Consider the following 20,624-nt stretch of genomic DNA (forward strand, 5'->3'; position numbering starts at 1 on the left):
AAACATACAACCGCGAGTCCATCTCATGCTGAGCAGTTCTCGTTTTTTCTACAGTTTGGATCGGATCTCCGCGTCGCCGACATTGGGAGATCTGGAAACGACGCTGGACGAAGTCCGCCACATCTATGCGATATCGCACATGGTTCTGCATGTGACCCGCTTCTCCGGCGGGGCAGCCAACAATCCATTGCTCATGCTGACCTACCCGCCCGAGTGGGTGAAGCAATATCTTGCCCGGGATTATTTCAGCATCGATCCCGTCGTGCGGCTCGGACAGCGCGGCTTTCTGCCCGTGGAATGGTCCGCGTCAAAGTGGGATTCAGGCCGGGCTCAGGGCTTCTTTAAGGAGGCGATGACCTTCGGTATCGGGCAGCAAGGCGTGACCCTGCCGGTGCGTGGGCCTCACGGGGAGCGATCGCTGTTTACGATCACCTCCAATCAGCCCGACTCCTACTGGCGTCGGTTCCGCATGGATAACATGCGCGACCTGCAGTTTCTCGCCCACCATCTCCACGACAGGGCGATGGTTCTGTCGGGGATGAGAAAAATTGCGGATTTTCCGCAACTGTCCCGCCGCGAACTGCAATGTCTTGAGATGACGGCCAGCGGCCTTCTGGCAAAGCAGATCTGCGCCCGCTTGTCCATTTCGGTAAGTGCGGTGCAGCTCTATCTCGCCTCGGCACGCCGAAAGCTGACCGTCGCCACGACCAGTGAAGCTGTCGCCAAAGCCACGGCGCTCGAATTGATATCAGCGTGGTGATCGCTTTCTCCGATGACCACGAAGGCCGCAAAGTCACCGTAAAGGTTCATCAATGCCAACAAGCATCGGTGCCGAGCTAACTTCGTCAGAAGAGTGTGCTCGCTGATGCCGGAAAGAGCGGGCGAAGGGCTGCGTCCCTCTCATCCCACAGCCTTTGCCCCGAGACGGCGGAGTGGCATGATGTGCGCAGAGAAAAATTTCAGATGCGAGAGTATCCGAGGTATTGGAACGAGACCTTGCTGACGGGAATCGGCGGTGCATGCTTCAAGCATGTGCCGCTGGCCTTACAACGGTTAGTCGTGACGGGCTTCACTTCATTGCACCTGCTTGAACGCAAGGACAGCATTCATGCCGCCCATGGCGAAAGCGTTGCTCATGGCCACGCGCACCCTGCGCTCCCGGGGCACATTTGGCGTGATGTCCAGATCACAATCGGGGTCTGGTTCGCGATAGTTGGCGGTGGGCGGCACGACACCTTCTTGGATCGCCATCACGCAGGCTATCATTTCGAGCGCACTTGCTGCCCCGAGGCAGTGCGCGTGAGTGGATTTGGTAGAAGAGATGGACAACGATCGAGCATGGTCACCGAAGACGCGCTTAATCGCCGTCGTTTCGATCTGATCGTTGGCCTTGGTGCCGGTGCCATGGGCGTTGAGGTAGTCTACATCCTCGGCATTTAAACCCGCATCAACAAGGCAGGCGCGCATCGCCGCCTCCGGCCCATGCACAGCTGGTGCAGCGATGTGATAGGCATCGGCGGAAAGGCCGATGCCGGCGACCTCGGCAAGCATCGTTGCACCGCGGGCGGCGGCATGCTCATAGCTTTCCAACACGGCCATGCCCGCACCCTCGCCCAAAACTAGTCCTTTCCTGTCGGCGGAGAATGGCCGGCAAGTATCTGGAGCGAGTACGCGCATTGCTTCCCATGCCTTAAGCACGATCCACACGAGTGGCGCGTCGCTTCCTCCAGCTAGCATAACGTCCGCCCTACCGAGCTTGATCTGATCTACCGCTGAAGCGATCGCATGGTTGGCCGAGGCGCAGGCAGAGGTGGCACCGAAGACTGGCCCCCGCAGCCCGAGGTTCATGCTTACCTGACAGGCAGCCGCGCTAGGCATTGCCTTTACCCCAGTGAATAGCTCAGTGCGGGTCGCGCCGCCCAATAGGAGGGTGCGGTAGGCCTTCTCGGTAGCGTCCCAGCCGCCAAAGCCAACGCCCACTGTCGCGCCGAAACGGTGGGCATTTCCTTCATCGCACGAAAGGCCGGCCTGTAGCATGGCTTCTTTAGCTGCAAGCACGGCAAGCAGGCTGAAGCGGTCCATGGAGATGAGCTGCTTGCGATCAATGTCGTGTTGAGGCAGCACTTTGATCTCGGTCCCGATCATCCCCTTCAGCTCATGAATCTCTGAGTTTGAGATCGGGCCGATGGCGGAGCGGCCTTCGCGCATCTCCGTCCAGATAGAGGAAGCATCGGTGCCCAGTCCGCACAGTCCGCCCAATCCGGTGATAACGACGCGCCTATCCATTCAGACCTCCTTGGTGAGCAGGCCACGGACGGCTTCCACCACGTCGCCGATGTTGTTGAGGTTCGACCAGGCATCGGCCGTATTCATCTCGATCTTAATGCCGTAGAGTTGCTCCAGATCCCAAAGGACATCGGCCAAACCCAACGAATCGATGCCAAGTGAAGTCAACTCAGTGTCAGTCGTTATTTCGCCGAGCGCTACGATCGTTCTCTCGCCGTTTTCAGCTTTGACGAGCTTATTGATCGCACTGATAATTTCCAGTGTGAGTTGGTCAGCCATTTGTATTCCTTTCCATCATGTCTAATTTTGACAAGCCGACGGCCTTGCGAGAAGACTCGATTTAATTGCTGCTAACATCGGAAGATGTTCCGGCTCGTCTGCGAAGTGACGACAGAAACCGATAAACTTACCGGAACGTCACCGCGCGGTCGCCCTGCTATGGATCATATGGAATGATTGGTAAAATTGATTGTGTGGATCAAAAGCATCCACGCTATGGATTGTGGCTCGGGCATTGCCGCAGCTGAATTCATGCGCCGGCGCAGTTGCAAATCCTCCACTTTGGCCGCTTTCCCGGGCCGGCGCGTTGTCAGTGCGGCGCAGGAAGCATGTGCGGGAGGTCGGTGAAGTCGCCGCGGCATGATGCTGGTGTTCAGCATTGAGCCGAACATAAGTGACAGAAATAAAGTTTTGAATCTCTTTTGCACGAGGCCGAGGGAAGCATACAAATGGCCACCTTCTCAGGTAGAAATGATCGCTCTCGGCACAATGATAAGCTGCGGCAGCGGGGTCCCGCCTGTAACGTGATGCCTCGTTTGGGAACACACCGAATGCGTAGGTTCCAATAATCAGCGCTCATCTGACTACTGGGGCTGTGGAATGAACCCGGCTGTGCCGCTTAGGACGTACAACTTTGCATCTCAGATTCCATGCGCGAAGCCTCTTTGATCATAATCTCGCGCATCCATATGTTTCCAGGATCAGTGTTGTGAAGAGCCGGCCATTGGACAGCCTCAGTGAACGAAAGAAGTGGCAAAGGATGCTCGATGATCCGTAAGGGGATAGTTTGTTCGTAATGTTTGACCAACCGGAGTGGGATGGTTGCTATTCGGTTAGTGCCTGACAGCAACGGCGGGATCAAATTAAACCCCGGCACGACGAGTTCAATACGCCTCTTGAAGCCGTGCTCCAGCAATAACCATTGCTCAACAGAGGGCTTCAGACCACGTCCGAACTTAGCCGCAACATGCCCCATGGACATATATTGCTCCAGCGAGAGCTTCACTGGCAGTTGCTCGTTCGTAGAGCAGCCGACACACACCAGTTCCTCTTCGAAAAGCCTTGCCTTCGGATGGGCGCCAGACATGAATAAATCCGGAAGGATCAGAAAATCAACATCCCCACGGCGGAGAAGCTCCTCCGGATCGTCGTCAAGTGGCAGCAACTCGAAGCTGACCCGTGGCGCCTCTCGAGCTAAGCGCAAGATGATCTTGTCGAAGAAGACCAGCGCCATGAAGTCTGAAAGGATAATTCTGAATCGGCGATCGGACTCCGCAGGATTTATTGGATCCCATGCGATGACGGAGAGCTGAATATGCAAGAGGGCATCGCGAACAGCGGGGGCGAGTGCCTCCGCACGCGGGGTCGGAATTAGCTCCCGTCTCTGCATGATAAAAAGCTCGTCGTTGAAATAGGCGCGCAACCTAGAGATGGCAGCGCTCATGGCCGGTTGGCTAAGGTTGATGCTGCGTGCCGCTGCTGTGAGCTTGCGCTCGGTCATTAGAGCGTCGAGCGCTACAAGAAGGTTGAGATCAAGGCCTTTAAAACGCATGAGTGTATATCCATTCCATAGATGATTGCCATCCAAACAATCAATTTTACCAATCTTTCGGACCGCTTATAGAAAAGCCGGAACTTGATCAATATCAAGGCCGGGAACGAAAAATCGAAATGCCGGGCAAGGGCCCGATTTCAATTCTTTACTTCTCCTAACCGCGCGATTGTCTAACCGGCAATCCCATAGTCGTGCGCAACAATCTGCGCGGCTTTGATCGTGGCTGGGTGAAGAAACAACGTGGAGCTTTTGGATGTCTTCTGAAGTGCGGTGGAAAATATGCTGGGAAAATGAGCTGGAAGCTTCAGACCACGCGGAACTCGCTGATTTCTTTTGCAAGACCTATGGACCGACGGGAGCTTTCAATGCCAAGCCGTTCGAGACTGGCCGAAGCTGGGGTGGTGCGAGGCCCGAACGCCGCGCAATCGCATATGACTCGCGCGGCGTCGCTAGCCACATGGGCTTGTTACGCCGTTTCATAAAGGTCGGTACGACTGATTTGCTTGTGGCCGAGCTAGGGCTGTACGGAGTGCGACCGGATCTAGAAGGATTAGGCATCGCTCACTCGGTCCGCGCTATGTTTCCGGTTCTGCGCGAGTTGAGCGTTCCATTTGCTTTTGGAACAGTTCGCCACGCCATGCGAAATCACATGGAAAGATACTGCCGAGATGGTACCGCCAATATTATGACCGGGCTGCGTGTGCGCTCCACGCTTCCAGACGCGCATTCCGACCTGCCAGCCACGCGCACTGAAGATGTCCTCGTATTGGTAGTTCCCGTCGACCGTCCGATGACGGAGTGGCCCGCAGGCTCGTTGATTGAACGAAATGGGTCAGAACTATGAAGCGGCCTGCCTATATGAGCGAAGTACCGGTCAATCGTACAAGCGGCCAGGAAGATCGATGCGTTTATTTGACGTTCGATGATGGTCCCAATCCATACTGCACGCCCCAAATCCTTGATGTTCTAGCTGAGCACCGTGTCCCGGCGACATTTTTTGCTATCGGTTCATACGTGAGGGATCACCCCGACCTCATTCGGCGTCTTGTGGCGGAAGGTCATGATGTCGCCAATCATACCATGACGCATCCCGACCTCGCCACCTGCGATCCCAAGAATGTCAAACGTGAAATAGACGAGGCGCATCAAGCTATTGTCTCGGCCTGTCCCCAAGCCTTGGTCCGGCACTTACGAGCGCCTTACGGGGTTTGGACTGAAGACGTGCTTTCAGCATCGATGAGGGCTGGACTTGGAGCGGTTCACTGGTCGGCCGACCCTAGAGATTGGTCTTGCCCGGGCGTCGACGTGATCGTTGATGAGGTGCTTGCTGCTGCTCAGCCTGGTGCAATCGTGCTTTTGCACGACGGGTGTCCTCCCGATGAGGTTGAGCAAAGCTCGCTTGCCGGATTGCGTGACCAAACGCTTTTAGCACTCTCTCGAATTATTCCGGCACTGCATAGCCGCGGATTCGAAATTCGTTCACTTCCCTGAAACACTGGACAAACGAGAAACCATGACCCTGCTCGCAACAACCAGCATCGCCGCCGTCTCGCTTTATGCAATGCTCTCCACCGTTTACAAGAGCGCGCAGGTTTTTCATGCTAGGCGGACAACGATCTCAACAACACCTGCACAAGACATCGAAACCAGCCCCGTGCCAAGCGTCGATGTGATTGTGCCGTGCTTCAACGAGGACCCAATCGTTCTTTCGGAATGCCTCGCGTCGCTTGCGGAACAAGATTATGCCGGAAAATTGCGTATTTATGTAGTCGACGACGGTTCCAAAAATCGCGACGCGGTGGTGGCTCAGCGCGCTGTCTATGCAGACGATGAGAGATTCAACTTCACAATTCTCCCTAAAAATGTTGGAAAGCGCAAAGCGCAAATCGCCGCTATAACCCAGTCCTCTGGGGATCTTATCTTGAATGTGGACTCAGACACCACGATCGCCCCCGACGTAGTCTCGAAGCTTGCCCACAAAATGCGGGATCCAGCAGTCGGTGCGGCGATGGGCCAAATGAAAGCCAGTAACCAGGCGGACAGCTGGCTAACTCGTTTGATTGACATGGAGTACTGGATTGCCTGCAACGAGGAGCGCGCGGCACAAGCTCGCTTCGGTGCAGTTATGTGTTGCTGCGGCCCATGTGCGATGTACCGTCGGTCTGCTATGCTTTCGCTGCTCGATCAGTACGAGACGCAGCTTTATCGCGGCAAGCCGAGTGACTTCGGCGAAGATCGCCATTTGACGATTCTCATGCTGAGCGCAGGCTTTCGAACTGAATATGTTCCGAGCGCCATCGCGGCGACAGTCGTTCCAGACACGATGGGTGTTTATCTGCGTCAACAACTACGGTGGGCACGGAGCACCTTTCGGGATACTCTGCTTGCGCTTCCCGTACTGCCTGGCCTCGATCGGTATCTCACGCTGGACGCAATCGGGCAAAATGTCGGCCTGTTACTTCTTGCGCTGTCGGTATTGACAGGAATTGGCCAGTTTGCGCTGACCGCCACAGTACCCTGGTGGACGATCCTGGTCATTGGATCCATGACTCTTGTACGGTGTAGCGTGGCTGCCTATCGCGCCCGCGAACTTAGGTTTCTGAGTTTTGCTCTCCACACGCTCGTGAACATCTTTCTCTTAATTCCCTTGAAAGCCTATGCCCTTTGTACCCTATCCAATAGCGACTGGCTGTCGCGCGGATCAGTAGCTGTTGCGCCGAATGTTGGTCAGCAGGGCCCTGCCAAAATTCCAGGACGGGCGACATCTGAAATTGCCTATAGTGGCGAGTGATGATCGCGCCACCGCAGCTCAAAATTTGGGACAAGAAATGAACGGGCAATTAGCGAATTTGAAGACGACGATCGCTGATCCGCACCTGGATCATATCATCTCGTCGGAGCGGCAGGGCGGTTCGAAATGCAAGGCAGTGGATTCGCCTTCTGGCGCATTGTCCCCAGTTGCAATCGACCTGGCCGGTGTTTCGAAATCATATGGTGGTAAAGTCGTCGTCAATGACTTGTCGTTTACTATCGCCGCCGGAGAATGTTTTGGTCTTTTAGGGCCGAACGGCGCAGGTAAAAGTACGATCACCCGTATGATCCTAGGGATGACGTCGCCAAGTGCAGGCACAATCACTGTACTCGGAGCACGGGAACCGCGCCAGGTTCGCTTGGCACGCGCGAAAATCGGGATCGTGTCACAGTTCGATAATCTCGACTTGGAATTCACGGTTCGCGAAAACCTTTTGGTATACGGCCGCTACTTCCGCATGAGCACCCGAGAAATCGAAGCGGTCATCCCGTCTCTGCTTGATTTTGCGAGACTTGAGAGCAAGACGAATACGCGTGTGGCAGACCTATCTGGAGGAATGAAGCGGCGCCTCACTTTGGCGCGTGCGCTCATTAATGACCCACAGCTACTCATTTTGGACGAGCCGACCACTGGTCTCGACCCACACGCACGACACTTGATCTGGGAGCGGCTTCGATCGCTGTTGGCACGAGGCAAGACAATTCTTCTGACCACCCATATCATGGAAGAGGCGGAGCGCTTGTGCGACCGGCTGTGCGTGCTTGAAGCTGGGCGAAAGATCGCCGAAGGCCGACCGCATGCCCTGATCGAGGAGCAGATTGGCTGTCCCGTGATCGAAATTTATGGTGGCGATCCGCAGGAGCTTAGTCTTTTGATCAGGCCAAACGCTAGGCGACTGGAAATCAGCGGAGAGACCCTGTTCTGCTACACGCCTGATCCAGAGCAGGTGCGCGCGCAACTGCGTGGATATTCGGGCCTGCGCTTGCTGGAGCGTCCACCAAATCTAGAGGATGTCTTCTTGCGGTTAACCGGACGCGAGATGGAGAAGTAGACGATGAGCGTAGCAACATTACCCGCTGGCGGTTTGAACTGGCTCGCAGTTTGGCGCAGAAACTATCTGGCTTGGAAAAAAGCGGCGCTGGCATCCATTCTCGGAAATCTAGCCGATCCCATAATATACCTATTCGGGCTCGGCGCTGGATTGGGAGTGATGGTAGGGCACGTTGACGGCGTATCGTACACCGCATTTTTGGCGGCTGGAATGATCGCGACAAGCGCGATGACTGCTGCAACTTTCGAGACTATCTATGCGGCCTTTGGCCGAATGCAGGGCCAGCGCACCTGGGAAGCAATGTTGTACACACAGCTCAGGCTAGGGGATATCGTCGTTGGGGAAATGGCGTGGGCGGCAACTAAGGCGTCGCTCGCAGGCACCGGCATTGGTATCGTCGCCGCCATGTTGGGATACACTCACTGGCTGTCTCTTCTCTATGCTCTTCCGGTCATTGCCCTTACTGGCTTTGCCTTTGCGAGCCTTGGTATGGTGGTCACGGCCCTCGCGCCCAGCTACGATTATTTCATATTTTATCAAACGCTTGTCATCACACCGATGTTGTTCTTATCAGGCGCAGTCTTTCCCATCGACCAATTGCCTGTAGCATTCCAGCAGCTTGCGGCGTTCTTGCCCTTGGCACATGCGGTAGATGTTATCCGCCCGACGATGCTGGGCCAATCAATCACCAATGTCTGCCTGCACATCGGCGTTCTCTGCATCTACATAGTCGTACCATTCTTCTTGTCTACCGCATTGCTTCGGCGGCGACTGATGCGGTGAAGAATGCTGCTTAGCAAGTAAAATGTGTTTAAGCATGGAATGTTGGGTCTGACGCATTTTTGATGACGACTTCTTTCACATTGCGCCGATCAACCGTGCCTGAAGAAGATCCAGCTTGGCACGCCCGTACATTTGCCTTTTAACGAGCTTCAGCTTGTTGATCTGTCCTTCGACCTGGCCGTTCGACCAAGGTTCTGTGATGGCGGCGGACACCGCTGCCTTGTCTTTCAGTATCCCGTTGACGAAGGGGGCGAACAGACTGTCGCGTGCATCAGCGATCCACGGGTCGAGTTCTGTCTTGGCTTTCCTTCGGATCATTGTCTGGAAACGATCAATTAGATTGCGGGCTTCGATCAGGGCGGGAACGCCGGCTTCTATGGCAGCAATGGTGATTGTCTCAGCTTTACTCAGTTGATCGCGAGCAGTTGTCATCAATCGGGCAATCGTTCTGGCGGAGGGCACTTTTTGAAGTTGTTGATCGCAGACCCGCTCAGACCGCCGTCGTCTTGCCGCCCACTCCCCGACAACACGAGAACATCCACGGAAGCCTTTGCGTTTTAGCTGCCGCCAGAGTTCAGCGCCGTTGTGCTGCCCAGATCTCCAGAGTTGATCCAGCAAGGGAAGATAGGCCTCAAGGGAACTTTGTCTGACACGAAACACATCGGTTCTGTGACCGCGGACGATCTGGCGAACCGTTCCGCGGCTATAGCCGGTTCGTCGAACGATTTCCTTTATTGGAACGCCATCGGAGGACAGCTTACTGATCGTCGAATTCGCATCCTCCCGCCGCAGATAGCTGTCATATTGCAGTCGTTCAGCGCAGGTGAGTAGCGTAGGATTGATCGTCGTAGCACCAATTGCGGCACGGATTGATCGCATGGATTTTCGCACGACGTCGAGGAACGCCGCGCTGGCGTTCTCCATCAAATGCCAACGATCTGCGACCTGAATGGCATGGGGTAAAGCCTTTGCGGCAGCTTCTCGATAGCCGCCGCCTCGATCGCGGGAAACAATCGCTATTTCGGGGTGTTGAGCAAGGAAGGTCGAAACTGTTGCGATCTCCCGATCAGGCAGAAGCTTTATAATCCTTCGCTTCTCAAGGTCACACACAACGGTGCCATAGCGGTGATTGCGGCGGAAAGCCCAATCGTCGACGCCGACGACGCTTAGCGCGTCATCCGGCGCCGACGATTTTCTTCTCACCGCGCGGATCAGCGTGTCATTGCTGACTGGGATCATCAAGCGTTTGGCAAAGGCTGCTGCAGGCCGCCCTCCCAGAGCCAACCCGAGATGATGCACGACGGTATCAAGCCGAGCAGTTCGACGACCGCGTTCTGGAACGACAAGCTCGCCAAACCTCTCGACGAAAATCCGACGACGGCAGAATGTCACCTCACAGACAAAGCGCCGTGCCGACAACCGCAGTTGGACCCTGACGCCAGCACAAGGCAGGTCGGCAATTATCCGAACGTAGCGGCTATGAACACGATCCACCAGTCGGCTGCATAAAGGGCAGGAACGTCGATCGACGGCAGCCCGCGCGGAAACAATGATAACCCCGTCGCTCTCGTCGGAACGCTCAACAATCAATCCGGCCGGGATCAGGGACGACAGACGAAACTTGGTCGCCATGGTGCTGATTCCTTTCTGATAACCGCGCCAGTTTCGACCGCGAAATCATCAAATATGAGTCAGACCCAATGTTCGGTGCTGATTGACAAGTAAAAGGGCACATCGCGTCTCCGCGGCCATCATCGCTAACCATATTGGGGCAGCGACGACCCCCGGCACCAGCGGCGTGATGCCGCCTCACCAATTTGCTACGGCTGCCACCGTCAGCACCTCACTACGATTGCGCGGCCTAATGCCAAGGTCAAACGTCCATTTTTCCGGCCTCGGCCAGCATGGTCTGCGTGAGCCCAGCGATGCCGCCGATGACGACCGTGCTGTCGAGCCCCGTCAGCTGATCAATCAGGGTCGGCGATAGCCGTTGGTCTGTACGCGATCTTGCGGTTTCTAGGGACGACACAATCCTCGATGGCATGACCCACAGAAACTAGGCCGGAACCGCCACGTTTTCGGCTAGAGAAAGCAACAGACAGCCTGGCAATTCCCCTAAGCCAGCCTTAATCTGATCGTCACAAAACTGTTGGAGGGAACTCCAAAAAAACTTTGGAGCAAGGTCGGCCGGGGCTCCTTCGGGCCGACTCCTTGATTCAATTGGTGTCGTGGAGGCGGCATGGGATAACTGGTGTTAGTTGCGGAGTCCACGGGGAAAGGTCAGGCGGCGCGCCAAGTGGTTGCCGAAGTCAACCAACCCGATCCATAATGTCGGACTGAATGGTCATAGCAGTGTATATTGAAGCGTCCAATGGCAGATCTCCAAACGCGAGTTGACACAGAAGATAGTTGGCGCCTGCCTCTTCCAACTGATCAAGAAGAGACCGTCGCACAGAGGCTGCCGTTCCTACTACGCACAATTCACTCTCAATTGCGGCATCCAAGGTCAGCGGCAGGTTTGACGGAACTGGGATCGCATTGATATCGTATAGAAATTTGAAGCTCTTAACCCATCGTTCGTAAGCAGGTGCCGCGAGTGAATAGGCATGCGCGGCAGAACGTCCGACCACCACCATTCGGAGCAATCCGAGAAATGAGGCTTGGTCGTCCGTGCCATCGTAGTCCTCTCGATGGGAATGGAAGGCATCAGTAATTTTGCGAACAACAGACGCGGGTCCTAGGCACGCGATATTCGCGCCATTTGCGGCGGCCCAAGCTGCAGACTCGGGCCGGTTGGTGGCGATCCAAATGGGCGGATGCGGACGCTGATAAGGCTTCAGCGTCAATGGTACGTTGTTTAGCTCAAAGTGATCGCCTTGGTAGGATAGCGTACCGCCCTTCATTGCCTTGACAAGGATTTCACTGGCTTCGACGTAACGCTCCGGCACCGCGTCCGCATCAATTCCAAAGTAACCCAATTCGATTGGGAGTGATCCGCGGCCTATGCCCAACTCGAGCCTACCACCGCTCAACTGGTCAAGCATACAGATCTCTTCAAACGCGCGTAGCGGATGACACAGGCTTAGCAGCATGACCATGGGGCCGACGCGAAGATGACGAGTGCGCTGTGCCACGCTCGATAAGAACAAATTCGGCGATGGGCCTCTGCCATGCGGAGTACAATGGTGCTCTGCGAGATGATACGCATAAAAACCGAGCCGATCGCAGGTCTCTGCTAGCGTAAGGCGATTTGCATATTGTTGTGCGAGGTCGCGACCATCCTCGTCCAAATGATCAAAGATGCCGAAGCTTAGCTTTGCAGGAAAGGCGTTTCTCATTCCGTATCTCCAACGTTCATGCACATCCTTCAGGCACCGATCCAAATTTAAGACTTGGATTGCTGAGCGGACATGATCTCATGCTCAGGGCGAACTTACCTCTGAGCTTTGCGTCTGCGAGGGCAGATCATTGAGATCTCGAAATTGCCCGCAGCCATCTGTGATTTTGCTGTTGCCGAAAGTCCACCGTCAGGCGTCGGCCCGCTCTACATCACCAAGACCTAGAGAATGCCGACCCGGTGGCTTCGTCGACGCTTTGCAGGTCGTGCCGACGCGCGCCTTTTGTGAAGATGGTTCCTGATTTGACTTTGATGGCCGGTCCAAACCGGGCGGATAGTATCGAGCAGCGGCCTCCCGTTGCCCGCCATATCATGTTTATGCAACGCATAGAGCAGAGGCAGCGTTGCTTTAAGGCCGGCCTTCGAGATCCTCAGCTCCCATAATATCGCTGACCGCCGCAAGAAATGCATCCATCTGCGCTTTTGTACCGATGCTAACGCGGATGGAATATTCCAGTCCTCTATCGGGGAAGACAGCAATGAGTATCTTTTTCCGCTCGAGGGAGGCTTGCCACCAGACGCTATCTCTTCCTGCTGGCACACGGGCCAGCAGGAAGTTTGCATGCGAGGGAGTTACGGTGAAACCAAATTGCGAGAGCGCTGCGCTCACTCGCTGTCTCTCATACTTAATTTGCTTGTGGTTCTCGTCGTAGGCGGACCGATTCGAAAGGATGCTGACGCCAACAGCATGGCCAATCACGTTCATGTTGAAGACGTTCTGTATGTTTCGCAGTCTGCCGATGACCTCAGGATGACCGAATCCGAGCCCAACTCGAATGCCCGCAGCAGCATAGCTCTTCGAAAATGTTCTTAAGAGCAGGAGGTTCGCATGACGCTTAACCAGACGTAGAGCATCGTCAGGTGCAAAGTCGACATAGGCTTCATCCAAAACAATCAACCGATCCGATTGTGCCACAAGGAGTTCGATGTCAGCAATCGGAATAAATGTTCCGGTTGGGTTGTTCGGATTAGCCAACAGAATGAACTTGGCATCTTTTGCTGGTCCGAGGAGTAATTGCTTTGACAGCAATGAGTGAATTTCCCCCCACCCAATTTCCAGAAAATCAGCTCCTTGCAAAAAGGCCAGTTTGCGGTTGAATGAAAACCCCGGCGACACCATCGCGACAGTGTCACCCGGAGCAAGGAATGCCCTGTAGATAAGCCCGAGAAGTTCAGATGATCCGTTCCCGGCGATCACCTGATCTCTGGAGAGGTCATAGGTAAGGGCGGCTGCTTCCCTCAGACTGATGTTGTCATTTTCCGGATACAGATACTGCCGTTCGAGGGCAGCAATAGCGCTCTGCATGACAACTGCCGGCAACGCAAATGGATTTTCATTCGTGTTTAGCTTGATGCAACCAGCATCCGGCGCCTTACTGGAAGGCAGAGCGTTCAGCTGTCTGGGCACTTCCGCAAGAGCCGAAAGCACGCTCTGCAATTTTGCATCCGACATGTTTTTCTCCGTTTCATTCGCTGGGGCGATCACATTGTGCCGGTACAAATACTCCTGTTCGTCCATTCCATATCGGCTCGCGACTTTTTTATTGGATTTTTATACGGTTGGTAAAATCATTTCTATGCATGGCATCCATCCACGCTATCAATTGACTGGCAGGCTGTGCGGGAAGGGACAGGAGAGCAGGGACGTTGCCGACTGTCCGCGAGCACATGTTTCGAAAATGGCAGCGCGATAGGAAGTCGATCGAAATGGCCTTCTCGAAACTTACCCGGCCAGCGTTACGATACAATTGGCGTGGCTCATCTAATCGATGACATCGATTTCGACATAATCCTTGGCGACAACTAATTCCGCGTCATACGGGTTCTTTCTAAGGATACGACAACGGCTGTCAGGTGCGCCTCGCGCGGCAAGAACGCCGAGGGCTGAGGCGATAAATTTTGAATCGCCGGCTTCCATTGCCTCGTCTGAATCGAGCAGATTGGCAATGTCGAAATCCATGATCTTTTCAGTCGTCGTGTTACCAGTCTAGCCGATAAGCGATGACCCTGAACAGAATCTCAGTAGGTTATCGACACTTCAGAACGGCTTTCATTGAGATTGTTCAGGGATTTTCGATATCGTTGCTATAGCTGACGATAAATCGGACCACGACGCTTCCCAGACATAAGCGATCACCGGCGTTTATGATCATAGGATCAACAACCGTTGCGCGGGAGGAATAACGATCACGCCTGAGGCCAAAGCCCCCTTGCACAATGTTTCGGCATTAAATCGAGGCATTGGCAGCCAGACATGAAAACCATCGTAAGCGGGCGTTCGTAAATCATTACCAACAACTGAGCGAGCCATCTTCGGACGGTGTCTCGCCTCACTTTCAATTGCCTCTCGAATACCGTTACGGTCCCGTCAGAAAGCCACTCGGCTAAAATGGCGCAGGATAGAGGCGATACAGTCAACGACGAAGCACGCTGGGTCCAAGGCACGCTGGACAAAGAATGCGGGTTTGCGTTGCAAGGCCCGGCATCTCGCAAGATCGTGTGAACGCTGGGCAACGCGGCGCGTCTCTTGATCAACGACGCTATGACGGCGAGGAATATGTGGCTGCCGTCAAAGCTTGCGTCGACGCATTGAGCGGTAAGACTGCCCCGGAACAACTCCGGTAAGCGCTTCTGCATGTGGCCGATGAGGCGGGTATCGCAGCTCTCTCTCGTCCGGCAGGGAGTTAGAGCGCGATGACCGGATCTGCCCTCGAGCCCCAGGATAGTCCGAATCTCAAAGGCTACCCGCTTTCGACGTCACGTCTGCGCGGAGCGCCCGCCCCAGCTGGCCGGACACGGACGCGCCACTCCTTGCCATCAGGTTGCTTCGAGCACCATGTTGAGCGAGCTCTGGGCCGCGCGCCTGATATGGGTGAAGCCGCCGGACCGGATCACCTCGGTCAGCCGCCGTTCGCCTGCCTGCGCGCCTAGCGCCAGCCCTGTCTCCTGCGCAAGCGAGGTGGGAACGCAGATCATCGTCGACGCCGAGTAGTAGAGGCGCCCGACCGGATTGATGTTCTCCTCCAACGTATCTCCCGCGATCGGCTCGACGACCATCCACGTGCCGCCGTCCTTCAGCGCCTTTCTGATATGAGACGCCGCGGCTTTCGGGTCGCCCATGTCGTGCAGGCAGTCGAAGCAGGTGATCAAGTCGAAATCCCGGCCGTCGAAATCTTCCGCTCGGCCCACCTCGAACTGCACGTTCGTCAACCCGTGCGCCTCAGCGTGCGCTTTCGCAGCCGCGATCGAGCCCATATGGAAGTCGTAGCCCACAAACCAGGAATTGGGAAAGGCCTGCGCCATCAGCACCGTCGATACCCCGTGCCCGCAACCGACGTCGGCCACCGTTGCACCCGATTTTAACTTGGCGATCACGCCATCGAGCGCCGGCAGCCACTCCTGGACCAGCGCATTGACGTAACCAGGGCGGAACAGCCGCGCTACAGCGCAGAACATGCAGCCAGCCTGGTCGCCCCAGGCAACGCCTTCACCGGTCTTTAAGGCAGACTGCACCTTCGGCTGATTTCCGACCATCGCGGCAGCGGTATCGAACGCGCCAATCAGGTTGAACGGGCTGTCGGGTTCAGCAAACACATAGGCCTGCTCCGGCGTGAGCGAGAACTGGCCATTCTCGTAATGCACATAGCCCGAAGCCGCCTGCGCTGCCAGCCACTCGCGCACATAGCGAGGCGCGCATCTAGCGGCCACGGCAACCTCCTCGGCCGTCGCGGGTCCGATCTCCTTCAGCGTCTTGTAGAGGCCGAGGTCATCGCCGATCCGCACCAGCGGCACGCTGAATGCACCGCCAAGGTCGCCAAAGATGCGGTCCACGAGCTTCTCAAGCGTTGTGTCGTTGAGTTGGGTCATGTCGGACTCCTCCTTATTTACGGGCGGCCTCTTGCCGATGGCCGCCTTCAAGGGATCGGGAACTCGATGCCCTCTATTTGGGGTGTATGCCCGCTTGCACTTGGAATCGACGCTCATCTATCGACCCGCGCACACGCTAACTGGATAGCCTCCTCGCGTCGACAGTAACGGGCAGGCGCCTGTTCTGCGATAGGTCGGGGAGGGCTATCCGCCATCCATTTTTCAGCAAAATGAAGCCGCCCCATAGGTTTTTGTGCTCAACCGAGATGATCGGTTCCTCAAGGTCTTTCTTGTGAATATAGACCGATAAGCCGACGTCAGTTCTGCTGATTGTCACTCTCATGCATGTCCCTTCTCGCTACGGCGGCTTTGAAGATCGAAAGTCGAGCGTTATCAAAGCCTATTATTTTGGTACGACATATGACCAGGCCGACACCTCCGTTATGGCTCTGTCTTGGACGGCATCCGTTCCGGGGCCCACGTCGGCTACTCAGGTTGCGCGCATCGCTCACTGGATGGGATATTGGTGGTACGTGAATTTTTAACCTCATATTCGCCTAGGAGACCACTGGCCACTCGTCCCATTCTTTGCGCTTTAGTCTGGTGACGATCAGGCAGGGACGCAGGTCTTCGGCATCGGACACACCGAAGCGCATTGTTGCGTGTCGAACTCACCCCTGCACTCGGTACATTTTTTTGAATCCACAACATATCCCTCACCTTTGAAACTGATCGCATCTGAGGGACATTCAAATTCGCAAGCGCCGCACTGGGTGCATTGGGATATAATGATCTTGAAGGCCATGTTTTAGCTCCTGATTCAATTAGAGGGGCCTAAAGCCGTCGGCATCGCCGGTTTGCCGCCAAACTCGGCGGCGTATAGCGCGCCAATCGCAGTCTCGATGTAATCATAGGAAAATGCGTCACTGGCTCGCACGCCAGTTTCTGCCAGCCGCTTCTTTGGGCAATCGCCGATTTTGGAAGAAAGCAGAATGTCGATGCCGTCGAGTGCAACGATAGTGTGATCGAGAGTGGCCTTCTCGCCTAAACCACCGAGGCAATACTGCTCGACCTTGCGGTGTCCCACCAAGTTGATCCCCTTTCGTGAGACTGCATACACTTGGAATTCTCTTGCCTGACCGAAATGTTCGTTGATCCGGCCGCCACCTTTAGTCGCCACGGCAACAGCAAGGGTTCCCGAAGAACTCAGTGACTTGACTGCTTTGTTCGCGTCCAATTTTGCTGCCAGTTGATCCCCTCGCTCGTGCTGGACCAGCTTGCGATAGGCCTCGCGCTTGCTGGTGTCGAATTCAACTTTGGTGGAGATCTGGTCGAGGGCAAACTCTCGCTCGCGATCATCGCCCAACAAACCGATGGCGTCGGCCCGGCATTGTTGGCAGTGACGCATAAGCTTGACGTTGCCATCGAGACAATCTTGAAGTGCCTTCAGTTCGAACGGCTCCGGGCAACGCTGACCCGTAAGACCGTAATAAGTACCATGCGAAGGCTTGGAAATCAGGGGCACCACATTGTGCATGAATGCGCCGCGGTCTCTGATCCATCGGTTAACTTCGACGAGGTGCGTGTCATTGACGCCTGGAATCATAACCGAATTGATTTTGGTGAGGATGCCGCGCTTGGTCAGCAATTCCAAACCCAACATTTGGCGCTCGTGAAGGATCCTGGCAGCTTCTATGCCAGTGTATCGACGATGCCCGTGGAGTATCCACGGATAGATCTTCGCCCCGACTACCGGATCCACCATGTTGATGGTGATCGTCACGTGATCGATATTCATGTCAGCTAGCTCATCGACATGATCCGGAAGCGCCAATCCATTGGTGGAGATGCATAGTTTGATGTCAGGTATTTCTCTCGCAACTCCTTCAAACGTCGCTACGGTCTTCCTCCAGTCGTAACAAGCGTCGCCCGGTCCGGCAACGCCGATTACGGAAAGCTCCGGCACTTTGCTGGCGACGGCAAGCACCTTGCGTAGTGCCTGGTCGGGAGTTAGCTTTACTGATGCGACCCCGGGACGGCTTTCGTTGGTGCAATCATATTTGCGATTGCAGTAGTTGCACTGGATGTTGCACGCAGGTGCGACCGCGACATGCATGCGAGCGAAATAGTGATGGGCTTGCTCTGAAAAGCAGGGATGATCTTTGATTCTCTCCCAGATCCGCGCATCTATGTCATCCGTCACCGAAAGGTCATAGGACGAAGATGCGCGGCCGCCGTGCATAGCGGGAGCCATCGGCGCCCGGTCGAAGGGGGCACTGGTGGTCGTCCCGACCTTTATCTCCGGTTCCGACATTGCACTGTTCCACTGGTGAGGAATGGTTACAGCTCCAAAAGCAAGAGAGATTCCGGTCGACGCGACATTGTTGTTTCAGCGCTTATGTCGCCTTTACCGCCCTCTTTTCCCGCTTGCTGCCGGAGATGTTTTGTAGAAATCAAGACAGGATCGCGCCCGAAGTCGTTAGGCCGACTCAACCAAAGCTTACGACATTCTTCATATCGTTCTCCGCTTAGTCTTTCTTCACATCGATACGATGCCGGCGTAGCGCATAGCCGACCTGCCGCGGCGTCTTACCCAGGATACGAGCCGCTTTGGCCTGTACCCAGCCAGCCTTCACCATTGCATTGATCAGCCGATCACGCTCAGTGAGACCCGCTGCCTCGATTGTGGCTGCGGCACCGCTGGGAGTACCTACGTTGGCCCCCAGTCCGCCTAACATTGTATCTCGCGGGTTGAGACTATGCACCGGGCCGTTGCCAGTGCCGTCGCGGGCGTCTTTCCAGAGGAGCGCCGAAGAACACTGGTCTTGCTGACAGGCAAAATCCGATGAAGTGATGGTATTTGAACTGGCGAGAGTGGCGGTCCTTTGAACGCAGTTGTCCAGCTCGCGAACATTGCCGGGGAAGGCGCATTTCGACAAAATGTCTATGGCCGACGGGGCGAAGTCGCAATTTCGATCATTTGCCTTGTTGAATTGCTCGAGGAACACTTGCGCTAGAAGCGAAATGTCTCCGTCGCGCTGCCGAAGTGGCGGCAAAATGATCGGCACCACATTGATCCGGTAATAGAGGTCGGCTCTGAACTCCCCTCGAAGGACGGCCACTTCAAGGTTTTTGTTGGTGGCGCATATAACTCGAACGTCTACTTTCAATGTCTTCGTTCCGCCGAGACGTTCGAATTCGCCTTCCTGTAACACGCGCAATAACTTCGCCTGGAATTGTGGTGATACATCGCCAATTTCATCAAGCAACAGCGTTCCGCCATTGGCCAGTTCGAAACGTCCAGCTCGTTGAAGGAGAGCGCCAGTGAAAGCGCCCTTCTCATGGCCAAACAATTCGGATTCCAGAACGGTTTCCGACAGCGCAGCGCAATTCAACTTAATAAACGCCTTGCTTTTCCGTATCGATAATGCGTGTATTGCTCTAGCAAAGCATTCCTTGCCAGTGCCGCTCTCTCCTCTCAAGAGCACCGCGGAGTTCGTCGCGGCCACGATATTGGTGGTAGCTAATACCCTCTTGATCGCGGGGCTCTCCCCAACGATCCAGTCGATTTTATCGAGTTGGGTGGGATGAGGCTTCGGTTTGATTTTCGGAATCTGTCCTGCTTGTTGTTCCTCGGCGACTGCGCCGCCATCGCTGCACAATTCGCGATCGCGCTGGCAGGTTAAGCCGATCAGGACGGCAATCATTGCCAGAAGGGTTTCGTCCTGATCTCCGCTTTTCTGCGCGAAATCAATCCACAATGCGCCGATTGCTTTCCGGTTTACTTTAACGGGGAGAACGACAGAATTTTTCCCAAAGTGCTTCTCACCGCTAGCGATGACACGATCTATTGCGTCCGCCTGTTCAATCGTCAGAGAACGTGAGCGAACGTCGTCCCCAATGGGAGCCCGTACGTTTATCCAAGGCTCTCCTCCCGAGCCGTGAATCACGATTCCGCCATCGCGCAATCGCAGATGCTCGACGAGGGCGTTCATGGCAGCCTTCAGCAAGTTGTCTAGAGGAAAAGAAGAGATAAGCTCTTTGGAGATGTCGTAGAGAATATGGAGCCGCGCCTCTGGTTTAATCATGCCTACAAACAGGGGAGGGTGCACTGCTTTTTACCCTGGTACGCGAAATATGCTAACGCATATTCCTAAGTTAAAAATACGTGTTATCGACGGCGCAAAAATTAGCCTTTCGAAAGGTTGAGTGGATGCACATTCAATCGCCGCCGCTATTGCAGCAGCTGCATCGATCGCTGCTATCCCGGCGGAGGTAGGGACTCCTCATCCGAATTTGAAGAGGACCCCGAACCCTCCCCGGGGATAATTCCACTTTATGTCGCCACTCGCTTCGCATAACACTCTGCATGTGCCGCATTCCAAGCAGCCATCCGAAACAATTGCCACCTGACCAACATCGTTCACCTCGTAGCATTTGGCCGGACAGATTTGCGTCAAGGCGAGCAGGCTTGGGCTTGGCGACCGATGCGGCCGCACCGTAATGTGTGGGCGTCCAGTATCGACGAGATATCGGTTTTGGTACAGCTTATCCTCAATGCGCTCAATGGTGGTCGCCTTCATCGAATTTTCCT

General features: G+C 55.2%; 19 protein-coding genes and 1 pseudogene. 7 read left to right on the forward strand and 13 right to left on the reverse strand.

The window, feature by feature from the left end:
- Positions 1–25 precede the first annotated feature (25 nt).
- Positions 26–760: a LuxR family transcriptional regulator gene (locus HJC04_RS01200; RefSeq protein ID WP_168298877.1), complete on the forward strand. Its 735-nt coding sequence runs from the start codon at positions 26–28 to the stop codon at positions 758–760.
- A 314-nt stretch (positions 761–1,074) separates the two neighbouring features.
- Here HJC04_RS01200 and HJC04_RS01205 read toward each other — a convergent pair whose 3' ends face one another.
- From HJC04_RS01205 to nodD1, 3 genes are all read right to left on the reverse strand, one after another.
- Complete coding sequence (locus tag HJC04_RS01205) at positions 1,075–2,286, reverse strand: beta-ketoacyl synthase (protein ID WP_207601010.1); 1,212 nt, start codon at positions 2,284–2,286, stop codon at positions 1,075–1,077.
- A complete protein-coding gene (locus HJC04_RS01210; protein ID WP_017958624.1) occupies positions 2,287–2,565 on the reverse strand; it encodes an acyl carrier protein in 279 nt (92 codons plus the stop codon).
- A gap of 619 nt (positions 2,566–3,184) precedes the next feature.
- On the reverse strand, positions 3,185–4,117 hold the full coding sequence (nodD1, locus tag HJC04_RS01215; RefSeq protein WP_221096998.1) for a LysR family transcriptional regulator: 933 nt from the start codon (positions 4,115–4,117) through the stop codon (positions 3,185–3,187).
- 256 nt (positions 4,118–4,373) lie between these two features.
- Here nodD1 and HJC04_RS01220 point away from each other — a divergent pair, with 256 nt between their 5' ends.
- The 5 genes from HJC04_RS01220 to HJC04_RS01240 are packed head-to-tail and all read left to right on the forward strand — an operon-like array spanning position 4,374 to position 8,766.
- Complete coding sequence (locus HJC04_RS01220) at positions 4,374–4,964, forward strand: NodA family N-acyltransferase (protein ID WP_065284387.1); 591 nt, start codon at positions 4,374–4,376, stop codon at positions 4,962–4,964.
- On the forward strand, positions 4,961–5,611 hold the full coding sequence (gene nodB, locus HJC04_RS01225; protein WP_207609451.1) for a chitooligosaccharide deacetylase NodB: 651 nt from the start codon (positions 4,961–4,963) through the stop codon (positions 5,609–5,611). Before HJC04_RS01220 ends, nodB begins: the two co-directional genes overlap by 4 nt.
- Before the next feature lie 22 nt (positions 5,612–5,633).
- Positions 5,634–6,911 (forward strand): chitooligosaccharide synthase NodC, encoded by a 1,278-nt coding sequence (gene nodC, locus HJC04_RS01230; protein ID WP_221096999.1) that lies wholly within the window; start codon positions 5,634–5,636, stop codon positions 6,909–6,911.
- 37 nt (positions 6,912–6,948) lie between these two features.
- Entirely contained in the window at positions 6,949–7,983 is a 1,035-nt protein-coding gene (gene nodI, locus HJC04_RS01235; RefSeq protein WP_221123365.1) for a nodulation factor ABC transporter ATP-binding protein NodI, read from the forward strand.
- A 3-nt stretch (positions 7,984–7,986) separates the two neighbouring features.
- Positions 7,987–8,766, forward strand: coding sequence for an ABC transporter permease (locus HJC04_RS01240; protein WP_138396797.1), 780 nt, complete (start codon positions 7,987–7,989; stop codon positions 8,764–8,766).
- 75 nt (positions 8,767–8,841) lie between these two features.
- Here the strand turns inward: HJC04_RS01240 and HJC04_RS01245 are convergent, their stop codons facing one another.
- From HJC04_RS01245 to HJC04_RS31490, 4 genes are all read right to left on the reverse strand, one after another.
- On the reverse strand, positions 8,842–10,398 hold the full coding sequence (locus HJC04_RS01245; protein WP_221123345.1) for an ISL3 family transposase: 1,557 nt from the start codon (positions 10,396–10,398) through the stop codon (positions 8,842–8,844).
- Positions 10,399–11,075: 677 nt separating this feature from the next.
- Positions 11,076–12,104 (reverse strand): LLM class flavin-dependent oxidoreductase, encoded by a 1,029-nt coding sequence (locus HJC04_RS01250; protein WP_105009920.1) that lies wholly within the window; start codon positions 12,102–12,104, stop codon positions 11,076–11,078.
- Between the two features lie 408 nt (positions 12,105–12,512).
- Positions 12,513–13,616 (reverse strand): histidinol-phosphate transaminase, encoded by a 1,104-nt coding sequence (locus HJC04_RS01255; RefSeq protein WP_138396826.1) that lies wholly within the window; start codon positions 13,614–13,616, stop codon positions 12,513–12,515.
- Positions 13,617–13,925: 309 nt separating this feature from the next.
- Positions 13,926–14,123: a hypothetical protein gene (locus HJC04_RS31490; RefSeq protein ID WP_077988149.1), complete on the reverse strand. Its 198-nt coding sequence runs from the start codon at positions 14,121–14,123 to the stop codon at positions 13,926–13,928.
- Positions 14,124–14,609: 486 nt separating this feature from the next.
- On the opposite strand from HJC04_RS31490, the pseudogene HJC04_RS31495 reads away from it, so the two are divergent.
- Positions 14,610–14,861, forward strand: a pseudogene (locus HJC04_RS31495) (DUF982 domain-containing protein).
- A 119-nt stretch (positions 14,862–14,980) separates the two neighbouring features.
- Here the strand turns inward: HJC04_RS31495 and HJC04_RS01265 are convergent.
- The 6 genes from HJC04_RS01265 to HJC04_RS01290 all read right to left on the reverse strand — a co-directional run bounded on the left by HJC04_RS01265 (position 14,981) and on the right by HJC04_RS01290 (position 20,613).
- Positions 14,981–16,030 (reverse strand): class I SAM-dependent methyltransferase, encoded by a 1,050-nt coding sequence (locus HJC04_RS01265; RefSeq protein ID WP_221123344.1) that lies wholly within the window; start codon positions 16,028–16,030, stop codon positions 14,981–14,983.
- A 136-nt stretch (positions 16,031–16,166) separates the two neighbouring features.
- Positions 16,167–16,373 carry a putative nitrogen fixation protein NifT gene (gene nifT, locus HJC04_RS01270; RefSeq protein ID WP_017958633.1) on the reverse strand — a complete coding sequence of 69 codons (207 nt, stop codon included), beginning with the start codon at positions 16,371–16,373 and terminating at the stop codon, positions 16,167–16,169.
- Between the two features lie 267 nt (positions 16,374–16,640).
- The gene (locus HJC04_RS01275; RefSeq protein ID WP_018484288.1) at positions 16,641–16,835 is read right to left on the reverse strand and encodes a 4Fe-4S dicluster domain-containing protein; all 195 of its coding nucleotides are present in this window, start codon (positions 16,833–16,835) and stop codon (positions 16,641–16,643) included.
- A 15-nt stretch (positions 16,836–16,850) separates the two neighbouring features.
- Positions 16,851–18,344, reverse strand: a complete 1,494-nt coding sequence (gene nifB / locus HJC04_RS01280; RefSeq protein ID WP_207246253.1) for a nitrogenase cofactor biosynthesis protein NifB — start codon at positions 18,342–18,344, stop codon at positions 16,851–16,853.
- A gap of 214 nt (positions 18,345–18,558) precedes the next feature.
- Positions 18,559–20,118: a nif-specific transcriptional activator NifA gene (nifA, locus tag HJC04_RS01285; protein ID WP_168325745.1), complete on the reverse strand. Its 1,560-nt coding sequence runs from the start codon at positions 20,116–20,118 to the stop codon at positions 18,559–18,561.
- 198 nt (positions 20,119–20,316) lie between these two features.
- A complete protein-coding gene (locus tag HJC04_RS01290) occupies positions 20,317–20,613 on the reverse strand; it encodes a ferredoxin family protein (RefSeq protein ID WP_027667869.1) in 297 nt (98 codons plus the stop codon).
- Between the last annotated feature and the right edge of the window lie 11 nt (positions 20,614–20,624).

It is taken from the genome of Rhizobium sp. NLR8a, assembly GCF_019685235.1.
Taxonomy (GTDB): domain Bacteria; phylum Pseudomonadota; class Alphaproteobacteria; order Rhizobiales; family Rhizobiaceae; genus Rhizobium.

Coding starts and splice junctions, on each gene's coding strand:
- HJC04_RS01250 (WP_105009920.1), bottom strand. CDS start 12,104: ATGAGAAACGCCTTTCCTGCAAAGCTAAGCTTCGGCATCTTTGATCAT.
- HJC04_RS01245 (WP_221123345.1), bottom strand. CDS start 10,398: ATGGCGACCAAGTTTCGTCTGTCGTCCCTGATCCCGGCCGGATTGATT.
- HJC04_RS01290 (WP_027667869.1), bottom strand. CDS start 20,613: ATGAAGGCGACCACCATTGAGCGCATTGAGGATAAGCTGTACCAAAAC.
- HJC04_RS01265 (WP_221123344.1), bottom strand. CDS start 16,030: ATGACCCAACTCAACGACACAACGCTTGAGAAGCTCGTGGACCGCATC.
- HJC04_RS01275 (WP_018484288.1), bottom strand. CDS start 16,835: ATGGCCTTCAAGATCATTATATCCCAATGCACCCAGTGCGGCGCTTGC.
- HJC04_RS01210 (WP_017958624.1), bottom strand. CDS start 2,565: ATGGCTGACCAACTCACACTGGAAATTATCAGTGCGATCAATAAGCTC.
- HJC04_RS01240 (WP_138396797.1), top strand. CDS start 7,987: ATGAGCGTAGCAACATTACCCGCTGGCGGTTTGAACTGGCTCGCAGTT.
- HJC04_RS01255 (WP_138396826.1), bottom strand. CDS start 13,616: ATGTCGGATGCAAAATTGCAGAGCGTGCTTTCGGCTCTTGCGGAAGTG.
- nodC (WP_221096999.1), top strand. CDS start 5,634: ATGACCCTGCTCGCAACAACCAGCATCGCCGCCGTCTCGCTTTATGCA.
- nodB (WP_207609451.1), top strand. CDS start 4,961: ATGAAGCGGCCTGCCTATATGAGCGAAGTACCGGTCAATCGTACAAGC.
- nodI (WP_221123365.1), top strand. CDS start 6,949: ATGAACGGGCAATTAGCGAATTTGAAGACGACGATCGCTGATCCGCAC.
- HJC04_RS01220 (WP_065284387.1), top strand. CDS start 4,374: ATGTCTTCTGAAGTGCGGTGGAAAATATGCTGGGAAAATGAGCTGGAA.
- HJC04_RS01200 (WP_168298877.1), top strand. CDS start 26: ATGCTGAGCAGTTCTCGTTTTTTCTACAGTTTGGATCGGATCTCCGCG.
- HJC04_RS31490 (WP_077988149.1), bottom strand. CDS start 14,123: ATGGATTTCGACATTGCCAATCTGCTCGATTCAGACGAGGCAATGGAA.
- nodD1 (WP_221096998.1), bottom strand. CDS start 4,117: ATGCGTTTTAAAGGCCTTGATCTCAACCTTCTTGTAGCGCTCGACGCT.
- nifA (WP_168325745.1), bottom strand. CDS start 20,118: ATGATTAAACCAGAGGCGCGGCTCCATATTCTCTACGACATCTCCAAA.
- HJC04_RS01205 (WP_207601010.1), bottom strand. CDS start 2,286: ATGGATAGGCGCGTCGTTATCACCGGATTGGGCGGACTGTGCGGACTG.
- nifT (WP_017958633.1), bottom strand. CDS start 16,373: ATGAGAGTGACAATCAGCAGAACTGACGTCGGCTTATCGGTCTATATT.
- nifB (WP_207246253.1), bottom strand. CDS start 18,344: ATGTCGGAACCGGAGATAAAGGTCGGGACGACCACCAGTGCCCCCTTC.